The following is a 21,708-nucleotide window of genomic DNA, read 5'->3' as shown; positions in this document are numbered from 1 at the left end:
TTTACCAAAAAGAAACGCCGGGTCAGACAATCTCATGCCCGGCCTCGCGAATGCGCCGCGCCAGTTCGGCGATGTGATCGGGGCCGACCTCGCAGCAACCGCCGACGATGCTGGCCCCCGCCGCGATCCAGCCCATGGCGGCCTCGGCATAGACGGCCGGGCCGAGATCGCCGCGCTGCTCCAGCGCATCGACGGTCGGGGCCGCGCCCAGAAACCCCTCGCTGATCCGGGTAAAGCCGTTGGCATAGGCCCCGAACGGCAGGCCGAACGCCGCGATATGCGGCAGGCCTTGGGTGATCGCCTCGGGCGGGGAGCAGTTGATCAGGATCGCGGCGGGCGTGAATTCGGCCAGCAGCGGCGCAAGCGCCGACAGCGGCTCGCCCGAGCGCAGCCGCGTGCCATCCTCGTCCATCACCGACACCGCGAGCCAGAGCGGCAGGCCTGCCGTCTGTGCTGCCAGACACGCACCGCGCGCCTGATCGACCGAACACATGGTCTCGAACAAAAGCAGATCGACGCGGGGCGCGATGGCCGCCACCGGCTCGGCATAGATCTTTGCAGCCTCCGCCGCAGGCGGACACAGGTCCGGGCGGTAGGATTGCACCAATGGCCCCACGGCCCCCGCCACCCGGCCCGCGCCATGCGCGTCGCGGGCGGCGATGGCGGCACTGACAGCGGTATCGGCGAGGCGGTCCACCGCATCCTCCAACCCCACCCGCACCAGCCGGTCGCGCAGCACCGCGTAGGTGTTGGTCGTGGCCACCGTGGCCCCGGCGGCGAAATAGGCGTCATGCACGTCGCGCACGATCTGCGGGTGATCCATCATCACCTGCGTCGACCAGAGCGGCGTCGCCCGGTCGCCCGAACGTTTGACAAGTTCCTGTCCGATGGAGCCGTCGAGCAATGTGATGTCGGTCATGTGTCTGTCTCCGGTGGCAAGAGGACCAGCTTGCCGGCATGGGCCTTGGTCTGGAAATCTGCCTGCGCGCGGGCGATGTCGCGCAGCGGATAGGTGCTACTGATCCGGGGTCTTACCTCTCCGGCGCGGACCATGTCCATCAGTCGGGCAAAGACGCGCGGGGCCTGATAGGTGCAGCCGTGAATGGTGATGTCGCGCAAGTAGATGCGGCGCAGATCGGCATGAATCATCGGCCCCGCAATGGCCCCCGCCACGGCGTAATGCCCGCCGGGCCGGAGCGCGTCGATCAGCGCAGCAAAGCCCGGCCCGCCCACAAGGTCGATCACCGCGTGATAGTGGTCTTGGGGCAGGGGGGTATCACGCGCGATGACCTCCGCCGCGCCCTCTTCGCGGACCGTCGCGGCCTTGGTGGGGGCCGCGACGCCGGTCACCTGCGCGCCCATCTTTGCGGCCAGTTGCACCGCTGCGAGGCCCACATTGCCCGAGGCCCCGGTGATCAGCACCTGCTGCCCCGCCTCGACCCCGGCGCGATCCAAGAGCCCCATCGCGGTGCCGAAACCGCAGGGGATGGCGGCGATCTCCACGTCCGACAGCGGCGCATCGGTCACATCGTGCAAGTCGTCAGCCTTCATCAGGCAATACTCGGCAAAGGCCCCGTCGATCTCCGATCCGAGCGCCACGAATCCCACCGGGGTGTCGTGCGTCGGGCGGGGCATGTTGATCGGACAGGTCACGCGGGCACCGAGCGCAGGCGTGGTGACACCATTGCCGCGCGCCACCACCTCGCCGCAGAGATCGCCGCCCTGTATCAGCGGAAAGCGCAGCGCCCCCGACCAGCCGCCCGCCGCGACGCCCTCATCCGTCTCGCCCGTGGCCCCGGTCACCTCCGCCGCATACCAGCCCTCGCGGGTGTTGATATCGGTGTTGTTGACCCCCGCCGCCCGCACTTTGACCAGCACCTCGCCCGCCCCGGGGCGCGGCACCGGGATATCCTCGCGGCACTCCAGCGCCTCCGGCCCGCCGTGGCGGGTGAGGTATACGCCGGACATGGTGGCGGGCAGGGTCAACGCGTGGCCTCTCGTTCGATGTCCTTGAAGCCCAGCAAGACCGCCGCGCCGATCATCAGACAGCCCGAGACGCGGTTGATCCAGATCCCGGTCAGGCGCCGGACCCGGCCAAGCGTGCGGGTCGCGGCCCAGCCCCAGAGCAGCAGGATCAGGCCGTCCACCACCAGATAGGTCAGCCCCAGTATCAGGAGTTGCGGCCAGATCGGCTGCCCCGGGTTGATGAACTGCGGAAACAGCGCGCCGAAGAACACCACCGCGTAGGGGTTGGCCGAGGAGGTCACAAAGCCCTGCCGAAAGAGCCTGCCACCCGGTGCGGCATCGGGCGCTGTCGTCTCGGGACGGGCAAGCAGCAGCCTGACCCCGATCCAGGCCAGATACGCGACCCCCGCCCATTTGACGATCCAGAGCGCATCCGCATTGGTGGCGATCACCGCGGTCAGCCCGAAGGCGGCCAGCGTCATCTGAATAGCATTGGCGCTCAGGTCGCCGGCCACGGTGGCGAGGCTGCGGCGCAGGCCATGGCGCAGGCTGTTGGAGATGATCAGCAATTGGCTTGTGTCCGGGGGCGTCGCGAAGAACGCGGCCACCACCCCCAAATAGAGCAGATAGGTTTCGAGTGTCATGCCTTGAGCCTTTCGTTCTCCGGGTCCCAAAGCGGCGCATCCGCCTGCACCTCTGCCGGGACCCGCTCGCCGAAGATTTCCACCTCCAGCTTGGTGCCCGGCACCGCCAGATCGGCGCGCAGCATGGCCAGCGCCACCGACGCCCCCACCCGGTAGCCCCAGGCACCCGATGTGGTCTCGCCCACGATCTCGCCCCCGTGCCAGATCGAGGACATATAGGGCGCATCCGCCGCCCCCGCCTCGACGATCAGCGGCGCGAACCGCTTCGCCACGCCCCTCTGTGCCTCGGCCAGCAGCGCCGCCTTGCCCGGAAACGCCTGCGGCTTGTCGAATTTCACGAACCGCTCCAGCCCGCCCTCGAGCAACGAGTAATCGGTCGAAAGATCCCCCTTCCACGCCCGATAGCCTTTCTCGATGCGCAGGGAATTCAGCGCCCACATGCCGAACGGCTTGGCCCCTCCTGCCGTCACCGCGTCCCAGATCACCGGCACCTCCGCCGCCGGGCAATGGATTTCCCAGCCCAACTCCCCCGCAAAGGACACCCGGATCAGCACGCAGCCGACACCGCACACGCGCGTATCCTGCACGCTCAGCGAGGGCAGCGACAGGTCCGCATCCGTGAGCGGCCCGAGGATATCGCGCGCCGCAGGCCCCGTGACCAGCAGGCAGTCATACCGCTCGCTCCGGTCGGTGACCGTCACCCCCTCGGGCAGGCCCTGGGCCAGCACGTCGCGGTCATGCCATTGCGCCGCCCCGGCGGTGATCAGCCAGATCTCATCCTCCGAACGCGGGATCACCGACATCTCTGTCAGGATACGGCCCCGGTCATCGCCGAAATACGCCAGCCCGATCCGCCCCGGCCGCGGCAGCCGCGAGGCGGTCAGCCCATCGACATGCGCGCGCGCGCCCGGCCCCTCGACAGCCAGCCGGGTAAAGCCCGATATCGCAATCACCCCCGCATGATCGCGCACCGCGAGCGCCTCCTCGCGGATCCGCGGCTCCCACGGTCCCGCGCGGTCCCAGGTCTGCGTCGCCTCTTCCGAAGTGTCATCACCCGGCCCGGCGAACCAATTGGCCCGCTCCCAGCCGTTATAGGCCCCCATCTGCGCCCCCGCCGACCTGAGCCGCTCATGCAGCGCCGAGACCCTGCGATCAGGCGCGGCAGGCCAGCGGTGCCACGGGAAATGCATCCCGTATTCGTGGCCGTAAACCTCCATCCCCTTGGCGACGCAATACTCCGGATCGGTGTAATCGGTATAGCGGCGCGGATCGCAAGACCACATATCCCATTCCGGCGCGCCCTCGGTGATCCATTCCGCCAGCACCTTGCCCGCGCCGCCGCCCTGCGCGATCCCGAAGGTAAAGACGCAGGCCTCGAACGCATTCGGCACCCCCGGCATCGGCCCCAGCAAGGGCATCCCGTCCGGCGCATAGGGGATCGGCCCGTTGATGATCTTGCTGATGCCCGAGGTGCCCAGCAAAGGCACCCGCGCCATCGCATCGGTCACGATCTCCTCGATCCGGTCGATATCCTCCTGCCAGAGCTGAAAGCTGAAATCGTCGGGCATCGGATCGCTTGGGTCCACCCAATGCGCCCGGCAACGTGGCTCGTAGGGGCCGAGGTTGAAGCCGTGCTTTTCCTGCCGCAGATAATAGGACACATCGACATCGCGCAACAGCGGCATTTTGCGGCCCTGCTCCTTCGACCACGCCTCGATCTCGGGGATTTCCTCGGACAAGAGATACTGATGGCTCATCACCATCATCGGCACGGTGCGCCCGCCATAGGGCTTGAACCATTCGCCGACCCGCTGCGCATAGTAACCGGCGGCGTTCACCACGATCTCGCAGCGGATTTCACCCTTCTCGGTCTCGACGATCCATTCGCCGTTCTCGCGCCGCACACCCGTGGCGGGGCAGAAACGGATCACGCGTGCCCCCATCTCGCGCGCGCCCTTGGCCAGCGCCTGCGTCAACTGCGCCGGATCAATATCGCCATCGTTGGGATCATAAAGTGCGCCCTTCAGATCATGCGTCTCGATGAACGGATAGCGCGCCTTGATCTCGTCCACCCCGAGGATTTCCAGGTCCATCCCCTGATGCTTGCCCATCCCCTTGGCGCGCGCGAATTCCTGCATCCGCTCGCGTGAATGCGCGAGGCGGATCGAGCCGGTCTGATGATAGTTCATCGGGTAATCGACCTCGGCCCCCAGCCGGGCATAAAGCTCGGTCGAATAGCGCTGCATGTTCATCACCGACCAGCTTGTGGAGAACGTCGGCACATTGCCCGCCGCGTGCCATGTGCTGCCTGCGGTCAGCTCGTTGCGCTCCAACAGCACCGAGTCGGTCCAGCCCGCCTTGGCCAGATGATAAAGGCAGGACGCCCCGACCGCGCCGCCGCCGATGATGACCGCCCGCGCGGTGGTTGGTATGTCAGCCATGTCTCGCCTCCCTCAGTCCTTCTGCGGCACGCCGTCCGCGATGTCGTAATAATCGCCCTTGTCGGCGACGAAGATATGCTTCTCCAGCCGCAGCCCCGTGGGCGCCTCCAGCGAACCGAGCGCAAAGCTCATCGTGTCCTCCGCGTGCGCCGCCCAGAACAGGAACGCCCCGCAGCGCGGACAAAAGCCCCGCTTGGCCGTCTCGCTCGCCGCGTACCAGTTCACCTTTCCCGAAATACTCAAATCCGACCGCGCCACATAGGCCGACGCCCAGAGATGGCCGGACTGCCTGCGGCACTGCCCGCAATGGCACACGCTCGGCCCTTGCGGGCTTGCGCCCACGGTGAATGTCACATCGCCGCACAGACACGCTCCTGTCAGCATCACACCCTCCCCGGTGTTGCGGCGCTGCCCAATGCCACGCCGTAGATCACGAAGGCGGCGGCCATCGCACGCCGCAGCCAGACGTTGAACACCGCGCCCAAGGCCGCCCGTCCCAGCCCCGCGCCAAGCGCGGTAAAGCCGGTGTAACTCAGCGCCGTGATCGTGAGGGCGGTGGGAAAGATCACCCACATCTGCTCCCAGATCGGCACATCCGGTTGCACGAATTGGCTGAACGCGGCCAGATAACCCGCCACGCTCTTGGGGTTGATCGTGGCCACCATGAAGCCGCGCCAAAAGACCGACCCACCGGTTTGCGTGCCCGCCTCGATGGGCCGCGTTGCCCGCATCCAGCCGCGCACGCCCAGCCAGATCAGCACCCCCGCGCCCAGCAGTTTCGCCGCCTCGAACGCTACCGGCGAGGCGGCGATAAGCGCGGTGATCCCCGCCGCCGAAAGGGTCAGGAACAGCACCGCCTGCACCAGAATCGCCGCCACGCCCCACAATCCGCGCCGGAACCCCACTGTCATGCCATTGGTGATGCAATTGACGTGATTGGGCCCCGGCGTGGTGACGAACACCACCCAGAAGAGCGCGAAGATGGTCCATGCGTCCCAGCTCATGCGCGCGCCCTCAATAGACCGGCGGGGCGATCACCCAGATCGCAACGCAGGGCTCATCATATGGGTTGGCCCAGCAATAGGGCTCGCCGCGAAACCGGAAACTGTCGCCGGGGCCAAGGGTGAAGCGCCGCTCGCCGATCTTCAGTTCGAGCCACCCCGAGACGATATAGCCCACCTCCTGCGTGGGTCGCTGCGCCGGGCGCTGCATTTTCGAGCCGGGGCCGAAGGTCGAATGGATCACCTCGAACTCGTCGGTCAGATCGGGGGACAGCAATTCCTCGATCAGCCCTTCCTCGCCCGAGCCCATGGGACGCCGCGCGCCCTCGCGCACCACGTAGCCCTGTTCCTCGGCGGGCGCGCTTGCATGCCCGAACAAAAGGGACATCGGCACGCCCAGCACCACGGCCACCTGCCGCAAATCGCTGATCGACGGCTCCGACAGGTCGCGCTCGACCTGAGACAGCCAGCCGACCGACCGGCCAAGCCGCCCCGCCAACCCCGCCAGCGTCAGCCCGCGGGCCTTGCGCAGGGCGCGCAGATCGGCGCCGAGGCTCTGCATGCGCTTGATGTCGGACTGATGCATGGGCGGTGAGGCTCGTGAAAATTTGTCGATAATTTTCACGCTGAGGCGATTCCATGACAAAATCAATCTCTAAATCATGCGCGACCGTCGGACCGACGCAATACCGACGCGATACCGACGTGATACAGCCCCCGTTTTCGCGGATGACGCGCCGCCTGCATCGTGCTACGTGCGAGCCATGAGCCAGATGCCCAGCAAGGCGGAAATCCTCGAATGGATCTCCGACAACCCGACCCTCACCGCGAAACGCGATATCGCCAAGGCCTTTGGAATAAAGGGGGCTGCGCGGATCGACCTCAAGCGCCTGCTGAAGGAGCTGGAGGACGAGGGCCATCTCGAAAAGCGCAAGAAGACCTATCGCGACCCCGACCGCCTGCCGCCGGTATCTGTATTGCAAATCAATGCCTTGACCCCCGACGGAGAGCTCTTGGCCAAGCCCTTGGAATGGCAGGGCGAAGGGGTGGAGCCGGTCGTGCTGCTGATCCCCCGCGCCTCTGATCCGGCCCTGGGCGAGGGCGACCGCATCCTTGCGCGTCTGCAGGAGGTGAAAGCCGAGGCGCATCATTATGAGGCCCGTCTGATCCGTCGCATTGGCGCCAACCCTCGGAAAGTATTGGGTGTTTTCCGCAAGAGCGAAGAAGGCGGCCGGATCGTGCCCATCGACAAGGGCGACGGCAAGGAATGGCAGGTCCCCCGCGACGCCACCGGCGGCGCACAGGACGGCGAGTTGGTGGAGGCCGAACAGGCCGGCCCCAAGACCCGCCTCGGCCTGCCCCGCGCCCGGGTGCTGGAGCGGTTGGGCGATCCCTCTGCCCCCAAGGCGGTGTCGCTCATCGCCATCCATCAGCACGGCATTCCGGACGAGTTTCCCGACGACGTGATCGCCGAGGCCGACGCCATGAAACCCGCCGGTCTCAAGGGCCGCGACCACCTCCGGGACATGCCGCTCATTACCATCGACCCGTCCGATGCGCGCGACCACGACGATGCCGTCTGGGCGCATGCCGATGACGACCCGAAGAACGAGGGCGGTCATGTCATCTGGGTCGCGATCGCCGATGTGGCGCATTACGTGCGCCCTGGCTCGGCGCTCGATGCCGAGGCCAGAAAACGCGGCAATTCCAGCTACTTCCCCGACCGGGTGGTGCCGATGCTGCCCGACCGGCTGTCGGGCGATCTGTGCTCGCTGCACGAAGGCGTGCCGCGCGCCTGCCTGGCGGTGCGGATGCAGATCGACGCCCACGGCGAGAAGGTCGGGCACCGTTTCGTGCGTGGTCTGATGCGCTCTGCTGCCTCGCTGAGCTATCAGCAGATTCAGGCCGCGATGGACGGCGCACCGGATGACAAATGCGGCCCCCTGATGGACGAGGTGATCCGCCCGCTCTATGCCGCCCATGACGCGCTGCGAAAGGCCCGTCACAAGCGGCAGCCGCTCGACCTCGACCTGCCCGAGCGCAAGGTGGTGCTGAGCGACGAGGGCAAGGTTTTGTCGGTCAATTTCGCCGACCGGCTGGACGCGCACAAGCTGATCGAGGAATGCATGGTGCTGGCCAATGTGGCCGCCGCCGAGACGCTGGTGGGTCGCAAATCGCCGCTGCTTTTCCGCGTGCACGAGGAACCCAGCCCCGAAAAGCTCGACAGCCTGCGCGAGGTGGCCGAGGCGGCAGGGCTGGTGCTGGCCAAGGGGCAGGTGCTGCGCACCGCGCATCTCAACGCGCTGTTGCATGCAGCTCAGGACACCGACCATTCCGAGGTCATCAACATGTCCACCCTGCGCGCCATGACGCAGGCCTATTACGCGCCGCAGAATTTCGGGCATTTCGGCCTTGCGTTGCAGTCCTATGCGCATTTCACCTCGCCGATCCGACGCTATGCGGACCTGATCGTGCATCGCGCGCTGATCACCGCGCATGGCTGGGGTAAGGACGGGCTGAGCCCGGCTGAAATCGAGCAATTAGAGAACACCGCGCAGCATATTTCCGAGACCGAGCGCCGGTCGATGATGGCCGAGCGCGACACCAATGACCGCTATCTCGCGGCCTTCCTGTCGGAACGGCTGGGCGAGGAATTCTCTGGGCGGATCAGCGGCGTCGCCAAGTTCGGTGTCTTCGTGCGGCTGGATGAAACCGGCGCGGACGGTCTCATTCCGGTGCGCAGCCTTGGGCGGGAATTCTTCCATTTCGACCGCGAGGCCGGCACGCTGATGGGCTCGGATACCGGGCTGACCATCGGGCTGGGGCAGCGCGTGACGGTGCGGCTGGCCGAGGCGCTCCCGGTCTCGGGCGGCATCGCGCTTGACCTGGTGAGCATTGAGGGCGAGCAGATGCCCAAGGGCGGGCGTGGCAGCGGGCGCGGCAAGTCGCCCCGGCGCAAGCACGCGGCGGCCAAGCACAAGGCTGCCAAGGCCAAGCGCAAGGTGGCGCGCAAACGTGGCTAGGTGAACCGCCCGCGCGGCGTCAGCTTTCCTGCCGGACCGCGCCCACCACCTTGTCCATCACCTTGTCCAGCAGCCCGGGGTCGAGCGCCTCTGCCATCACGCGGATCAGCGGTTCGGTGCCCGATTCGCGGATCAGTAAGCGCCCGTCCTGGCCCAGTTCCTTTTCGGCCTCGGCCATCGCGGTCTGGACCAGATCGGTTTTCAGCGGCGTCTTGCCCTTGGCAAAGCGCACATTGATCAATTGCTGCGGCACCGGTTTGAATACCTGTGCCAGATCGCTCGCCCGCTGGCCGGTTTCGACCATGGCGGCCAGAAACTGAAGCGCCCCGATCAGCCCGTCGCCGGTGGTGGCGTAATCCGTCATCACGATATGGCCCGATTGTTCGCCGCCCAGATTGTGCCCGCCGGCGCGCATCGCCTCGACCACGTGACGGTCGCCGACCGGGGTGCGCTTGAGCTCGATCCCCTGTGCATTCAGATGCCGTTCCAACCCGAGATTGGACATCACCGTCGCCACCAGCGCATTGCCCGCAAGCCGCCCCTCCTGCGCCCACCGTGTCGCGATCAGCGCCATGAACTGATCGCCATCGGCGACCCGGCCCTGCTCGTCGATCAGCACCACGCGGTCGGCGTCACCATCAAGGCAGATGCCAAGATCGGCGCGTGTTTCCAGCACCTTGCGCGCGGCGGCCTCGGGCCGGGTGGAGCCGCAGTTGAGGTTGATGTTGAAGCCGTCGGGCTCTACCCCCATGGGTATGACCTCGGCGCCCAGTTCCCACAGAACCTCCGGTGCGGTGCGATAGGCGGCACCATTGGCGCAATCCACCACAATGCGCAGCCCGTCGAGCCGACGGCGATTTGGAAAGGTCGTCTTGGCATATTCCACGTAGCGCCCGCGTGCGTCATCGACGCGGCGCGCTCGGCCGATATGCTGCGGGGCTGACGGCGTCACCCCCTCGTTGAGCAGCTTTTCGATAGCGGCCTCGGCCTCGTCGCTCAGCTTGTAGCCATCGGGACCAAAGAGTTTGATCCCGTTATCAGAGGCAGGGTTGTGGCTGGCCGAGATCATCACCCCCACATCGGCCCGCAGGCTATGGGTCAGATAGCCGATGGCCGGGGTCGGCACTGGCCCCAGAAGAAACACGTTCATCCCCGTCGAGGTGAACCCGGCGGTGAGCGCATATTCCAGCATGTACCCCGAGAGGCGCGTATCCTTGCCGATCACCACCCGGTGTTCCTGCTTGTCCTGCCGGAAATAGCGCCCCGCAGCCGCGCCGAGACGCAGCGCCATGTCGGCGGTCATCGGCCAGCTATTGGCTAGCCCGCGCACGCCATCGGTGCCAAATAATTTCTTGCTCATAAGTGACTTCTCCTGAGTAATGACTTGCACGGCGGAGCCGACCCGGTATGCGCCTCATAGCGCGGCAGGCGGGGCCTGTCCAATCCTTGCAACACCGCTTGGCGGGGCATCGCCGGATCAATTGACAGGGCCGCCCCAGCCGCGCATACCGAATAAAAAGTGATAGAGCAGCGAGGGCAGGGGTCATGAAGATCGCGATGATCGGGACGGGGTATGTCGGGCTTGTCTCGGGGGTGTGTTTTTCGGACTTCGGGCATGACGTGGTCTGTCTCGACAAGAACCCCGAAAAGATCGCCATGCTGGAGCGCGGCGAAGTGCCGATTTTCGAGCCGGGACTCGATACGCTCATGGCGAAGAATGTCGAGGCCGGACGGCTGCGGTTCACCACCGAGCTGGAGACGGCCATCGATGGGGCCGAGGCGGTGTTCATCGCCGTGGGCACGCCGACGCGGCGCGGCGACGGGCATGCGGATCTGACCTATGTGATGGCCGCCGCCGAAGAGGTCGCGCGCGCCGCCAAGGACTATGTGGTGATCGTCACCAAGTCTACCGTGCCGGTGGGCACTAACCGAGCCGTCAAACAGGCGGTGAAAAAAGCCAATCCCGCCCTCGAATTCGACGTGGCCTCAAACCCGGAGTTCCTGCGCGAGGGCGCCGCGCTCGACGATTTCATGAAGCCCGACCGCGTGGTCGTGGGCGTGCAGACCGATCGTGCGGCAGAGGTCATGGCCGAGATCTACCGCCCGCTCTACCTGCGCGATTTTCCGATCGTTACCACCGATCTCGAAAGCGCCGAGATGATCAAATACGCGGCCAACGCGTTCCTCGCCACGAAGATCACCTTCATCAACGAGATCGCGGCGCTGTGTGAGCGCACCGGTGCGGATGTCAAGAAAGTGGCGCATGGCATCGGGTTAGACGGACGCATCGGCAACAAGTTCCTGCATGCGGGCCCGGGCTATGGCGGCTCTTGTTTTCCCAAGGATACCAAGGCACTGGCGCGGATCGGGCAGGACCATGGTCTGCCCATGCAGATCACCGAGAAGGTCATCACCGTCAATGAAGAGGTCAAGCGCCGGATGATCGACAAGCTGCTGGATCTCTGCGACGACACGTTCAACGGTAAAACGATCGCGGTGCTGGGTGTAACCTTCAAGCCCAATACCGACGACATGCGCGATGCGCCGTCGCTGACCATCATCCCCGCACTGGTCGGAGGCGGGGCCAAGGTCCGGGTCTGCGATCCGCAAGGCCAACGCGAGGGCGAGGCGCTGCTTCCGGGTGTGATCTGGCAGGACGACCCCTACAAGGCCGCGCACAACGCCGATCTGCTGGTGATCCTGACCGAATGGAACGAGTTTCGCGCACTCGATCTCAACCGCATGGCGCGCAAGATGGCGACACCGCGCATGGCTGACCTGCGCAATATCTACTCGTCGCGCGATGCGCGGCGCGCTGGGTTCGACGCCTATGAGAGCGTCGGACGCACAGGCTTTCGCCGTGACCCGGCAGAGACCGGACAGACCGCGACATGAGCGGTGCAGCACAAAAGACCGCCGTCGTCACCGGCGCGGCGCGCGGGATTGGTCTTGCCACCACGCGGGCGTTCCTGGCCGAGGGCTGGCGCGTGGTGATGATCGACCGGGACGCCCCCGCGCTGGAGGAGGCAGCCGCGCCGCTCGCGGGTGTCGATCCGGTGGTCTGCGATGTGTCGCAGCCCGGGCAGGTCGATCAGATGGCCGCCTATCTCGCCGAGACCACTGACCGCGTGGATGCGCTGGTGAACAATGCCGGTGTGGCCGATTTCGGACCCCTTGCCGAAACCGATTTCGCCCGCTGGCGCACTGTCATGGAAACCAATCTCGACGGCGTGTTCCTGATGTCGCAGGCGCTGCGCGAGGCGCTCTGTGCCGCGCGTGGAGCAATCGTCAATATCGCATCCATCTCGGGCCTGCGCGCCTCGACGCTGCGGGTGGCCTATGGCACTTCCAAGGCGGCGGTGAAGCACCTGACCCTGCAGCAGGCCGCCGAGCTGGGCGAGTTCGGCGTGCGCGCCAATTGCGTCTGTCCCGGTCCGGTGGCCACCAAGCTGGCCATGGCGGTGCATACGCCCGACATCATCGCTGCCTATCACGATGCGATCCCGCTGAACCGCTACGGCACCGAGGAGGAACTCGCGAATGTGATCTGCTTTTTGTGCTCGGAGAAAGCCAGCTACGTCACCGGTCAGATTATCGCTGTAGATGGCGGGTTCGAGGCTACGGGGATCGGCCTGCCATCGCTGCGCGGCTGAGGTCTGGACGCGCCCTTTGGCCTGCATCGTTTTACGGTGCAACCCGCGCGTGCGCGGCGCGAACAGCGGCTATGATGCCGATTTGAGAACAGCGCATGCCCGCAAGCGCGTGCAGGAATGGCCCGTCCCGGCACATCCGCCGGGGGCTTTACCTGACAAGGGGCCTGACGATGATCCTCTATCCGACTCTGGAAATTCTCAATGGCAAATGCGTGAGCCTCACGCGCGGTCGGCTCGACGAGCCGGTGATCTGGCATGTCGATCCGGTCGAGACCGCGCGCGGATTCGTACAGGCCGGGGCCGAATGGATGCATCTCACCGACATGAACGGTCTGCGTGGCGAGGGCGATGATGCGGCGCTGATCGAGGAGATCATCCGCGCCGTGGGCATCCCAGTGCAATTGGGCGGCGGGTTCCGGTCGCGCGAGGCGGCGAGCCGCTGGATCGACAAGGGTGCCGGCCGGATCGTGCTGGGCACGATGGCCATTCAGGACCCCGAGGGCGTCAAGGAACTGGCCAAGTATCACCCCGACCAGATCGTCGTTGCGGTCGATGTCTATCAGGGTCAGCTGATGAGCGATGGTTGGCGCTCGACCAGTGCGTTCGGGGCCGATGATTTCATCCGCGCCTTCGACGGTGTGCCCTTGGCGGGAATCATCATCACCGACATCGACGCCGATATCGAGGACAGCGACGGCAGCCTCGGGGTCATCTCCGGCCTTGCGGCCAAGACCCGTCAGCAGGTCATGGCGCGCGGCACGGTGCGCAGCGTCGATGACGTGGCGCGCCTGCGCTACATCCCCAATATTGCGGGTGCCCTGATCGGCCGGGCGCTGTTGTCGAAAGACGTTGATCTGTCCGAGGCGCTGGCCGTGGCGCGCCCGGCACCGGAACCGACCGCCGAATTCCAGTAACCCGGAAGCGCATGTGCGAGGTTTGAAACCGGCAGACGCTTGCGCGCAGCCCTCGCCGCTCTTGCCCCTTGGGGTCAACCCGGGGTAAGAGCGGCGAACGAACGAACGAGAAAGGGCAGCATGATGCGGCGTGTCGTTGTCACGGGTCTGGGTCTGGTGACCCCATTGGCCGATGGGGTCGAAAAAAGCTGGAGCAGACTTCTGGACGGGCAGTCCGGGGCCGGAACGATCACTCGATTCGATCCGGTGAACGTGATCACGAAATACGCATGCGAAGTGCCCTATGGCGATGGCAGTGACGGCACGTTCGACCCCGACCACTACATGGAGCCCAAGGAACGCCGCAAGGTGGACCATTTCATCCTGTTCGGACTGGCCGCCGCGCAACAGGCGGTCGAGGACGCGGGCTGGATGCCCGACGATGCCGAAAGCCTCGAACGCACGGGCGTGATGATGGGCTCAGGCATCGGCGGTCTGCGCTCGATCGAGGAGACCGCGAATATCATTCGTGACAAGGGCGTGCGCCGCGTGTCGCCGTTCTTCATCCCTGGTGCGCTGATCAACCTGATCAGCGGGCAGGTGAGCATCCGCTACGGCTTCAAGGGCCCGAACCATTCGGTGGTGACCGCCTGCGCGACGGGTGCGCATGCGATTGGTGACGCGGCACGGCTGATCATGTTCGGAGATGCCGACGTCATGGTCGCTGGCGGGGCCGAGGCCTCGATCTGCGAGATCGGGATTGCCGGATTCAATGCCTGCAAGGCGCTCTCGACCAAGCGTGCCGATGACCCGCAAGGTGCCAGCCGCCCCTATGACGTGGAGCGCGACGGGTTCGTCATGGGCGAAGGCGCGGGCGTTGTGGTGCTCGAGGAATACGAGCATGCCAAGGCACGCGGCGCCAAGATCTATGCCGAGGTGCTGGGGTACGGGCTGTCGGGCGATGCCTATCACATCACCGCTCCATCCGAGGATGGCGATGGCGGGCTGCGGGCGATGCGGTCGGCGCTGCGCAATGCCGGCATGGAGCCGTCGGATATCGATTACATAAACGCACATGGCACTTCGACCATGGCCGACACGATCGAACTGAAAGCCGTGGAGACCCTGTTGGGCGATGCGGCGGGCAAGGCCACGATGAGTTCGACAAAGTCCTCGGTTGGTCATCTGCTGGGGGCGGCTGGCGCGGTCGAGGCGATTTTCTCGATCCTCGCGATCCGCGATCAGGTGGCCCCGCCGACGATCAATCTCGACAACCCCGCAGTCGAAACGCCGCTCGATCTTGCGCCCAATGCCAAGCGCGAGCGCAAGATCGACGTGGCGTTGTCGAACAGCTTCGGCTTTGGCGGCACCAATGCCGCGCTGGTGCTTGGGAAGCCGCGCTGATGTGGCGTCATATCGCCTCGAACTTCCTGACGCTTCTGGTGGTGGTGGTGTTCCTGCTGGGGGGGGTGATCCTCTGGGGGCAAAGCCAGTACACAGCCCAAGGTCCGCATGGTGATCCGATCTGCCTGCGAGTGGAGCCGGGCAGCAACATGCGCATCGTGTCGCGCAAGCTGGAAAGCGAGGGCGCGGTCACCAGCGGCGCGATCTTTCGCATCGGCGCGGATTATGCCGAGAAATCCAGTGATCTGAAGGCCGGGAGCTGGCTTATTCCGCAGGGGGCCAGCATGTCGGATATCACCGACATCATCACCCGGGGCGGGGCCAGCAGTTGTGGCACCGAGGTGGTTTACCGGATCGGCGTGACATCGGCAGAGGTCGTGGTGCGCGAACTGGATACCGCCACGGGGCGCTACGAGGAGCGTGCTGCCTTTGATCCGATGGCTGAGGAGGTCAGCGCGCCCGCGATATTCGAACGGGTGCGCGATCAGGCCGACACACGCTATCGCATCGCCTTTGCCGAGGGGATCACCAGTTGGCAGGTGGTCGAAGGGCTGAAAGTCGTCGACGTGCTGGAAGGCGACGTGGAGGAGGTGCCCGCCGAGGGCAGGCTCGCGCCAAACAGCTATGAGGTGCGCGCAGGCGATAGCCGCGAAAGCGTGCTCACCCGCATGGCCGAGGCACAGGCCGTTATCCTTGCCGCCGCTTGGGAGGGCCGTGCCGAGGGGCTGCCGCTCGACAGCGCCGAGGAGGCACTGATCCTCGCCTCGATCATCGAAAAAGAGACTGGTGTTGCCGAGGAGCGGCGTCAGGTGGCGAGCGTCTTCGTCAACCGGCTGGAGCGCGGCATGCGCCTGCAAACCGACCCGACGGTGATCTACGGCATCACCGAGGGGCGCGGCGTGCTGGGGCGCGGATTGCGTCAGAGCGAATTGCGCGGGGCGACGCCGTGGAACACCTATGTGATCGAGGGGCTGCCGCCCACGCCAATCGCCAATCCCGGCCGCGCGAGCATCGAGGCGGCGGTCGATCCCGACAGCACGGATTACGTATTCTTCGTGGCCGATGGCAGCGGCGGGCATGCCTTTGCTGAAACGCTGGCCGAGCATAACCGCAACGTCGCGCGCTGGCGCGAAATCGAGGCGGAGCGGGCCGGGAACTGAACCGGACGGTGAGCGAGGGTAATTTTGGCCTTCAGCGGACATAGCACCTTCGGTGCGTTTCGCGCGGCTCACGGCAACGGCAGCAACAGGCCCCAAATGCCCGTTCAGTCCGCGCTTATCCCGCCTCGGCCAGCCGGGCGACATAGCGCGCCAACGTGTCGATCTCCAGATTGACCCGGTCGCCCACGGCGACGTCGCCCCATGTCGTAACTTGCTTGGTATGCGGGATGAAATTGATGCCGAACTCGCGGCCCGCGACCTCGTTCACGGTAAGCGACGTGCCATTCAGCGCCACGGATCCCTTGGCCGCGATGAACCTCGCGAGGTCTTCGGGCGCGCGCAGGGTGACGCGGGTGCTGTCGCCCTCGTCGCGCAGGTCCACCACCTCGGCGAGCCCGTCGACATGTCCCGACACGATATGCCCGCCCAACTCGTCACCGACCTTGAGCGCGCGCTCGAGATTGACGCGCTTGGCCTCGGCCCAGGTGGAGAGGTTGGTCTTCGACACCGTCTCGGCGGAGATATCCACGTCGAACCAGTCAGGCCCCAGACCGACCACCGTCAGGCATACGCCATCACAGGCGATCGAGGCACCGATCTCGATCTTCGCGGTGTCGTAGCCTGTGCTGATCCGCGCGCGCATGTCGCCGCGCTGCTCGATGGCACGGATACGGCCCATATCGGTGATGATCCCTGTGAACATGTGCGGCTCTCCCTCTGCTGTGCTCCGGACCTAGCCTCGCACCGCGGCCAAGACAAGCCGCGCCGTCAAACGGGGCTTATTTTCGCCAGGATTTCAGGCTATCAAGGCGAAAATCAACGTGAGGGGCTGCGTAGACGATGTCAGGGCTGACCGGCACAGGCCGCGCGTTCCTGTTTCTTCAGGGGCCGCACGGGCCGTTCTTTCACCGGCTAGGTGAGATGCTGCGACGCGCGGGCGTCGATGTCTGGCGCGTCGGCTTCAATGCGGGCGACGGCATGTTCTGGCGCGACGCGACGCGTTATATCGCCTATCGCGGGCGGGCCGAGGACTGGCCCGAGACGCTGCGCAGTCTGATCGCGGAAAAATCCATCACCGATATCGTGCTTTATGGCGACACCCGCCCGATCCATGCGCAGGCGGTCGAGATCGCGCGTGCGGCGGGGGTGACGGTGCATGTTTTCGAGGAAGGCTACATGCGCCCCTACTGGGTGACCTATGAGCGTGGCGGCACCAACGGCAATTCACGCCTGATGGAGATGAGTGTGCCCGAGATGCGCGCGGCGCTGGCGCAGTCCGACATGGACGCTGCCATGCCCCCGGCAAGCTGGGGAGACATGCGTCAGCACATCTTTTACGGTGCGCTTTATCATGGCTGCGTGCTGTTCCTGAACCAGCGGTATCGCGGATTTCGCCCGCATCGCGGCCTCAGCGTGGGACAGGAATTCTCGCTTTATCTCAAGCGGCTGCTCTTGATGCCGGTGCAGGCAATCGAGCGACGCATCACCACGCGGCGCGTCCGCACCGGCGGCTTTCCCTATCACGTCGTGTTGTTGCAACTGGAGCATGACGCGTCGTTCCAGGCGCATTCGCCATTCTCCACGGTCTCTGAATTTCTCGAGGCGGTGATCGACGGCTTTGCACGGGGTGCGCCGCCGCATCATCATCTGGTGATCAAGGCGCATCCGCTGGAGGACGGGCGTGCCCCCATTCGCGCCACGCTGCGCCGTCTGATCCGGCTGCAAGGGCTGCAGGGCCGCGTGCATTACCTGCGTGGCGGCAAGCTGGCGCGGCTGCTGGACGAGGCCCGCTCGGCTGTCACGGTCAATTCCACCGCCGCACAACAGGTGCTCTGGCGAGGCATTCCGTTGCGCACCTTCGGGCAGGCGGTCTATGCCAAGCCGCAATTCGTCTCGACCAAGCCGCTGCGCGATTTCTTCGCCGGGGCAGAGCGTCCGGACCGGAGCGCCTATGCAGATTACCGCCGGTTCCTGTTGGAAACCAGCCAGATCGCGGGCGGGTTTTATTCCTCGCGCGGGCGCAGGCAGGTGCTGCGGCAGGTGGTCGACATGATGCTTGCCCCGGATGATCCCTATGACGCGCTCAGCCGGGGCACCGCGGCACCACGGCAACAGTTGCGGCTGGTCCCCTGACGCAGGGGCACACAAAAGCTGGATTTTGGGATGCAACTCCGGTAACTTGGCAAAAAAAGAACTGAGGCAGAACAATAACAGGTCGAGGAGACCGAGCAGTGATATCCCGACATACCCGATGGGCGAAGCCCGTCGCGCTACTGGCGATCGTCTTGATCCTGGCCGGATGCGCGTTGCCCCGCGTGGGCCCCAACAAGCGAGAAATCTACGCCGGTTCGGTGCAGCGGCAGGGCGATGCCTTTGTCGTATCGGTCAATGACCGGGTGACGCGGGCCACCGCCGTGCAGCCCGCGCTCGGCTTTACCGACGCGTTCAAGAATGCAGGCCTTCTGGGGTCGGACACGATCAGCCCCGGCGACACGCTTGGCCTGACGATCTGGGAGAACGTCGATGACGGGCTCCTGGCGGGCGAGACGTCGAACCAGACCATCCTCGAAGAGGTGCAGGTCGATGGGTCCGGCTTTATCTTCGTTCCCTATGCGGGCCGCATTCGTGCGGCGGGCAATACGCCCGAAGGCGTGCGCCGGGTGATCACCGAAAAACTCGATCAGCAGACCCCCGATCCGCAGGTCGAGGTGCGCCGTCTGGCGGGCAACGGCTCGACCGTGGCGATCAGCGGTGCGGTCGGTGGGCAGGGCGTCTATCCGATCGAGGCCCCGACGCGCACGCTATCGGCGATGATCGCGGCGGCGGGCGGCATCGCGATTGAACCGGAAGTGGCGCAGATCACCGTCATTCGTGGCGATCAGCGCTCCAAGGTCTGGTTCCAGGATCTGTTCAAGCATCCGGATTTCGACATCGCCCTGCGCGGCGGTGATCGCATTCTCGTGGAATCCGATACCCGGTCCTATACCGCGCTGGGCGCCACCGGCACGCAGGCGCGCGTCACGTTCGACACCCAGACGCTGAGCGCGCTCGAAGCGATTGCACAGGTCGGTGGCCTGACCACATCGGCGGCCGATCCGCGCGGGCTGTTCGTCTTGCGCAACGAACCGGCGGAGATCGCGAACCAGGTGCTTGGACGCGATGATCTGGTGGGCGCGCAGCGTCTGGTCTACGTGCTCGACCTGACCAAGCCCAACGGCATGTTCATGGCCCGGGATTTCGCGGTCCGCGACGACGATACGATCTATGTGACCGAGGCACCGTTCACGCAATGGTCCAAGGTCATTGCCGCGCTGACCGGGACGCTGGGGGCGATCGGCTCTGTCTCGACGGCATCCAGCACCCTCTCAGGGGACTTTTGACGCAGTCACACGCGCATCGACCCGCCGGGGGGGAACACTCCTCCCGGCGGGTTTTCTATTTCAACGCGGGGTTTCTGCGACAGGCGCGGGTGCGGCGCATTCTGGCATTGGCCGGGTATGACCTGCGCCTCGGGGTGCCGACATCGGATGACCTGATCGCGGTCTGGGGGCGCAGCCCCTATGCCGCGCGGGGCGAAGCGATGGCCGCGCGCACCGGCGCCGGGCTCTTGCGTATCGAGGATGCGTTCCTGCGCTCGCTTTTTCCAGGGCGTGCGGGCAGTCCGCCTATGGGGTTGGTGATCGATAGCCGGGGCATCTATTTCGATGCGAGCGGGCCATCGGATCTGGAACATATCCTCGCGACGCATCCCTTTGACGACACCGCGCTGCTGGACCGCGCGCGCGGCGGTATCGCCCGGATGCAAGAGGCGCATCTGTCGAAATATACCGGCATTGATCCGGCGCTGTCCTGTCCTGATCCGGGCTACGTGCTGGTGATCGACCAGACGCGGGGCGACGCCTCGGTCATCCATGGTGGCGCGGATGCCAACACGTTTCGCGAAATGCTCTATTGGGCGCAGGAGGAAAACCCCGGTGCGCGCATCCTGATCAAGACCCATCCCGAGACATCGCAGGGCCATCGCGGCGGCTATTTCTCGACCGCCGATGAGAGCGACAGGGTGCGGCTTTTCACCGATCCGGTCAGCCCATGGGCGCTGATGGAGGGGGCTATCGCTGTCTATTGCGTGACTTCGCAGCTGGGGTTCGAGGCGATCTATGCGGGGCACCGCCCGCAGGTCTTTGGCCAGCCGCTCTACGCCGGCTGGGGCCTGACCGAGGACCGCCACCCTCACGCCTTGTCGCGCCGGGGCCGCAGCCTCAGCAAGGCGCAACTCTTCGCCGGGACGATGCTGCTCTATCCCACCTGGTATGATCCGCACCGTGACCGCTTATGCGAGGCCGAGACGGCGATTGAGGCGCTGGCCGCAGAGACCCGCGCCTGGCGCGAGGATCGCCACGGCTGGGACGCGTATGGCATGCGCCTCTGGAAACGCGCGCCGTTGCAGCGATTTTTCGGCCGACACAGGCGGTTGAGCTTTGATAAACCCGCACGGGCGGATCGCCCCGCGATGGTCTGGGCCTCGCAGGCGGGGCCCGAGGGCGCGGTGCGCGTCGAGGACGGCTTTCTGCGCTCGCGCGGGCTGGGGGCCGATCTGGTGCCGCCCCTGTCGCTGGTGCTGGATGATCTTGGGATCTACTACGATCCGTCGCGCGAGAGCCGCCTTGAACGGCTGATCACGGAACGTGCGGTTCTGCGCCCCGATCAGGCGCTGCGCGCCGAAGCGCTGATCAAGGCGCTGATCCGCGACGGGCTGAGCAAGTATAACCTCGGGGCCGCCGCGCCCGACCTGCCGCCGGGGCATCGTATCCTGGTGCCGGGTCAGGTGGAGGACGACGCCTCGATCCGCTTGGGGGCGGGCGACGTGCGCAGCAACTTCGCGCTTTTGCAAAAGGTGCGCGCCGAAAATCCGGACGCGGTGATCCTCTATAAGCCGCACCCGGATGTCGAGGCCGGTCTGCGCCCCGGTGCGATGGAGGCGGAGGGGTTGGCGGACATGACCATAACCGACTGTGATCCTGCGGCGCTTTTGTGCGCGGTGCAGGAGGTCTGGACGATGACCTCGCTTCTGGGGTTCGAGGCGCTTTTGCGCGGCGTGGCGGTGACCACGACTGGTGCGCCGTTCTACGCGGGGTGGGGCCTGACACGCGATTTGGGCCGCGTGCCACCACGCCGCCGGGCGCGGCTCTCGCTGGTGGGTTTGGTGCATGCGACGTTGATCGACTATCCACGCTATTTCGACCCCGTGACAGGCAGCGCCTGCCCGGTCGAGATCGTGGTCGAGCGCCTCGCGCATGGTCCGCTGTCGCGTGGTGGGCGCGGCAACCGCCTGCTGGCCAAGCTGCAGGGAGCGCTTGCGACCCACGCGCATTGGTGGCGGTAGATGGCTCAAAGAGGGGGGCTATTGGTCTTGAGCTGACCTTCGCACCACCCGCGCGAAACGCACCGAAGGTGCCGCGCGATCGCCGGGCCGTCCCGCGGCCTGGCGATTTGATAGGGCGCGCAACGTGTTGAGTTCAGAATG

18 protein-coding genes are annotated in these 21,708 nt (G+C 65.7%); 9 read left to right on the top strand and 9 right to left on the bottom strand.

What is annotated here, in order from left to right; translation table 11 throughout:
• Window positions 1-22: 22 nt before the first annotated feature.
• Genes BMX04_RS13290 through BMX04_RS13260 form a run of 7 tightly spaced genes read right to left on the bottom strand, consistent with a single transcriptional unit; the run spans window position 23 to window position 6,637 of the window.
• Window positions 23-919 (bottom strand): homocysteine S-methyltransferase family protein, encoded by an 897-nt coding sequence (locus BMX04_RS13290; protein WP_074787253.1) that lies wholly within the window; start codon window positions 917-919, stop codon window positions 23-25.
• Window positions 916-1,968 (bottom strand): zinc-binding dehydrogenase, encoded by a 1,053-nt coding sequence (locus BMX04_RS13285; RefSeq protein ID WP_074787326.1) that lies wholly within the window; start codon window positions 1,966-1,968, stop codon window positions 916-918. The genes BMX04_RS13290 and BMX04_RS13285 overlap by 4 nt, the downstream gene beginning before the upstream one ends.
• A 14-nt stretch (window positions 1,969-1,982) precedes the next feature.
• On the bottom strand, window positions 1,983-2,609 hold the full coding sequence (locus BMX04_RS13280; RefSeq protein ID WP_074787252.1) for a LysE family translocator: 627 nt from the start codon (window positions 2,607-2,609) through the stop codon (window positions 1,983-1,985).
• A complete protein-coding gene (locus BMX04_RS13275; RefSeq protein ID WP_074787250.1) occupies window positions 2,606-5,050 on the bottom strand; it encodes a GcvT family protein in 2,445 nt (814 codons plus the stop codon). The genes BMX04_RS13280 and BMX04_RS13275 overlap by 4 nt, the downstream gene beginning before the upstream one ends.
• A 12-nt stretch (window positions 5,051-5,062) precedes the next feature.
• A complete protein-coding gene (locus BMX04_RS13270) occupies window positions 5,063-5,434 on the bottom strand; it encodes a GFA family protein (protein ID WP_175477368.1) in 372 nt (123 codons plus the stop codon).
• Entirely contained in the window at window positions 5,434-6,054 is a 621-nt protein-coding gene (locus BMX04_RS13265; RefSeq protein ID WP_074787246.1) for a LysE family translocator, read from the bottom strand. Before BMX04_RS13265 ends, BMX04_RS13270 begins: the two co-directional genes overlap by 1 nt.
• A 10-nt stretch (window positions 6,055-6,064) precedes the next feature.
• Window positions 6,065-6,637 (bottom strand): helix-turn-helix domain-containing protein, encoded by a 573-nt coding sequence (locus tag BMX04_RS13260; protein ID WP_074787244.1) that lies wholly within the window; start codon window positions 6,635-6,637, stop codon window positions 6,065-6,067.
• Window positions 6,638-6,815: 178 nt separating this feature from the next.
• Here BMX04_RS13260 and rnr point away from each other — a divergent pair, with 178 nt between their 5' ends.
• On the top strand, window positions 6,816-9,074 hold the full coding sequence (gene rnr, locus BMX04_RS13255) for a ribonuclease R (RefSeq protein WP_050662233.1): 2,259 nt from the start codon (window positions 6,816-6,818) through the stop codon (window positions 9,072-9,074).
• A gap of 19 nt (window positions 9,075-9,093) precedes the next feature.
• Here rnr and glmM read toward each other — a convergent pair whose 3' ends face one another.
• A complete protein-coding gene (gene glmM / locus BMX04_RS13250) occupies window positions 9,094-10,434 on the bottom strand; it encodes a phosphoglucosamine mutase (RefSeq protein ID WP_050662234.1) in 1,341 nt (446 codons plus the stop codon).
• A 185-nt stretch (window positions 10,435-10,619) separates the two neighbouring features.
• Here glmM and BMX04_RS13245 point away from each other — a divergent pair, with 185 nt between their 5' ends.
• The 5 genes from BMX04_RS13245 (at window position 10,620) to mltG (ending at window position 16,184) form a co-directional block, all read left to right on the top strand.
• Window positions 10,620-11,969 carry a UDP-glucose dehydrogenase family protein gene (locus tag BMX04_RS13245; RefSeq protein WP_050662235.1) on the top strand — a complete coding sequence of 450 codons (1,350 nt, stop codon included), beginning with the start codon at window positions 10,620-10,622 and terminating at the stop codon, window positions 11,967-11,969.
• Window positions 11,966-12,727: an SDR family NAD(P)-dependent oxidoreductase gene (locus tag BMX04_RS13240; RefSeq protein WP_050662236.1), complete on the top strand. Its 762-nt coding sequence runs from the start codon at window positions 11,966-11,968 to the stop codon at window positions 12,725-12,727. Before BMX04_RS13245 ends, BMX04_RS13240 begins: the two co-directional genes overlap by 4 nt.
• 170 nt (window positions 12,728-12,897) lie before the next feature.
• Window positions 12,898-13,641, top strand: a complete 744-nt coding sequence (locus BMX04_RS13235; protein WP_050662237.1) for a 1-(5-phosphoribosyl)-5-[(5-phosphoribosylamino)methylideneamino]imidazole-4-carboxamide isomerase — start codon at window positions 12,898-12,900, stop codon at window positions 13,639-13,641.
• Between the two features lie 123 nt (window positions 13,642-13,764).
• The gene (gene fabF, locus BMX04_RS13230; RefSeq protein ID WP_074787324.1) at window positions 13,765-15,024 is read left to right on the top strand and encodes a beta-ketoacyl-ACP synthase II; all 1,260 of its coding nucleotides are present in this window, start codon (window positions 13,765-13,767) and stop codon (window positions 15,022-15,024) included.
• The gene (mltG, locus tag BMX04_RS13225) at window positions 15,024-16,184 is read left to right on the top strand and encodes an endolytic transglycosylase MltG (RefSeq protein WP_050662239.1); all 1,161 of its coding nucleotides are present in this window, start codon (window positions 15,024-15,026) and stop codon (window positions 16,182-16,184) included. Before fabF ends, mltG begins: the two co-directional genes overlap by 1 nt.
• Before the next feature lie 115 nt (window positions 16,185-16,299).
• On the opposite strand, the gene BMX04_RS13220 is transcribed toward mltG, so the two are convergent.
• Entirely contained in the window at window positions 16,300-16,887 is a 588-nt protein-coding gene (locus BMX04_RS13220) for a riboflavin synthase (protein ID WP_074787242.1), read from the bottom strand.
• A 137-nt stretch (window positions 16,888-17,024) separates the two neighbouring features.
• On the opposite strand from BMX04_RS13220, the gene BMX04_RS13215 reads away from it, so the two are divergent.
• From BMX04_RS13215 to BMX04_RS13205, 3 genes are all read left to right on the top strand, one after another.
• Window positions 17,025-18,317, top strand: coding sequence for a capsule biosynthesis protein (locus BMX04_RS13215; RefSeq protein WP_074787240.1), 1,293 nt, complete (start codon window positions 17,025-17,027; stop codon window positions 18,315-18,317).
• 98 nt (window positions 18,318-18,415) lie between these two features.
• Complete coding sequence (locus tag BMX04_RS13210) at window positions 18,416-19,564, top strand: polysaccharide biosynthesis/export family protein (RefSeq protein ID WP_082237502.1); 1,149 nt, start codon at window positions 18,416-18,418, stop codon at window positions 19,562-19,564.
• The gene (locus BMX04_RS13205) at window positions 19,474-21,567 is read left to right on the top strand and encodes a capsular polysaccharide biosynthesis protein (protein ID WP_083398185.1); all 2,094 of its coding nucleotides are present in this window, start codon (window positions 19,474-19,476) and stop codon (window positions 21,565-21,567) included. The genes BMX04_RS13210 and BMX04_RS13205 overlap by 91 nt, the downstream gene beginning before the upstream one ends.
• Window positions 21,568-21,708 lie beyond the last annotated feature (141 nt).

The sequence above is a fragment of the Roseovarius tolerans genome, assembly GCF_900109855.1.
Classification (GTDB): domain Bacteria; phylum Pseudomonadota; class Alphaproteobacteria; order Rhodobacterales; family Rhodobacteraceae; genus Roseovarius; species Roseovarius tolerans.
Note: the sequence above shows the minus strand (reverse complement) of the source record. Positions and strands in the feature narration are given on the sequence as shown.

Coding starts and splice junctions, on each gene's coding strand:
- BMX04_RS13290 (WP_074787253.1), bottom strand. CDS start 919: ATGACCGACATCACATTGCTCGACGGCTCCATCGGACAGGAACTTGTC.
- BMX04_RS13285 (WP_074787326.1), bottom strand. CDS start 1,968: ATGTCCGGCGTATACCTCACCCGCCACGGCGGGCCGGAGGCGCTGGAG.
- BMX04_RS13280 (WP_074787252.1), bottom strand. CDS start 2,609: ATGACACTCGAAACCTATCTGCTCTATTTGGGGGTGGTGGCCGCGTTC.
- BMX04_RS13275 (WP_074787250.1), bottom strand. CDS start 5,050: ATGGCTGACATACCAACCACCGCGCGGGCGGTCATCATCGGCGGCGGC.
- BMX04_RS13270 (WP_175477368.1), bottom strand. CDS start 5,434: ATGCTGACAGGAGCGTGTCTGTGCGGCGATGTGACATTCACCGTGGGC.
- BMX04_RS13265 (WP_074787246.1), bottom strand. CDS start 6,054: ATGAGCTGGGACGCATGGACCATCTTCGCGCTCTTCTGGGTGGTGTTC.
- BMX04_RS13260 (WP_074787244.1), bottom strand. CDS start 6,637: ATGCATCAGTCCGACATCAAGCGCATGCAGAGCCTCGGCGCCGATCTG.
- rnr (WP_050662233.1), top strand. CDS start 6,816: ATGAGCCAGATGCCCAGCAAGGCGGAAATCCTCGAATGGATCTCCGAC.
- glmM (WP_050662234.1), bottom strand. CDS start 10,434: ATGAGCAAGAAATTATTTGGCACCGATGGCGTGCGCGGGCTAGCCAAT.
- BMX04_RS13245 (WP_050662235.1), top strand. CDS start 10,620: ATGAAGATCGCGATGATCGGGACGGGGTATGTCGGGCTTGTCTCGGGG.
- BMX04_RS13240 (WP_050662236.1), top strand. CDS start 11,966: ATGAGCGGTGCAGCACAAAAGACCGCCGTCGTCACCGGCGCGGCGCGC.
- BMX04_RS13235 (WP_050662237.1), top strand. CDS start 12,898: ATGATCCTCTATCCGACTCTGGAAATTCTCAATGGCAAATGCGTGAGC.
- fabF (WP_074787324.1), top strand. CDS start 13,765: ATGCGGCGTGTCGTTGTCACGGGTCTGGGTCTGGTGACCCCATTGGCC.
- mltG (WP_050662239.1), top strand. CDS start 15,024: ATGTGGCGTCATATCGCCTCGAACTTCCTGACGCTTCTGGTGGTGGTG.
- BMX04_RS13220 (WP_074787242.1), bottom strand. CDS start 16,887: ATGTTCACAGGGATCATCACCGATATGGGCCGTATCCGTGCCATCGAG.
- BMX04_RS13215 (WP_074787240.1), top strand. CDS start 17,025: ATGTCAGGGCTGACCGGCACAGGCCGCGCGTTCCTGTTTCTTCAGGGG.
- BMX04_RS13205 (WP_083398185.1), top strand. CDS start 19,474: ATGGTCCAAGGTCATTGCCGCGCTGACCGGGACGCTGGGGGCGATCGG.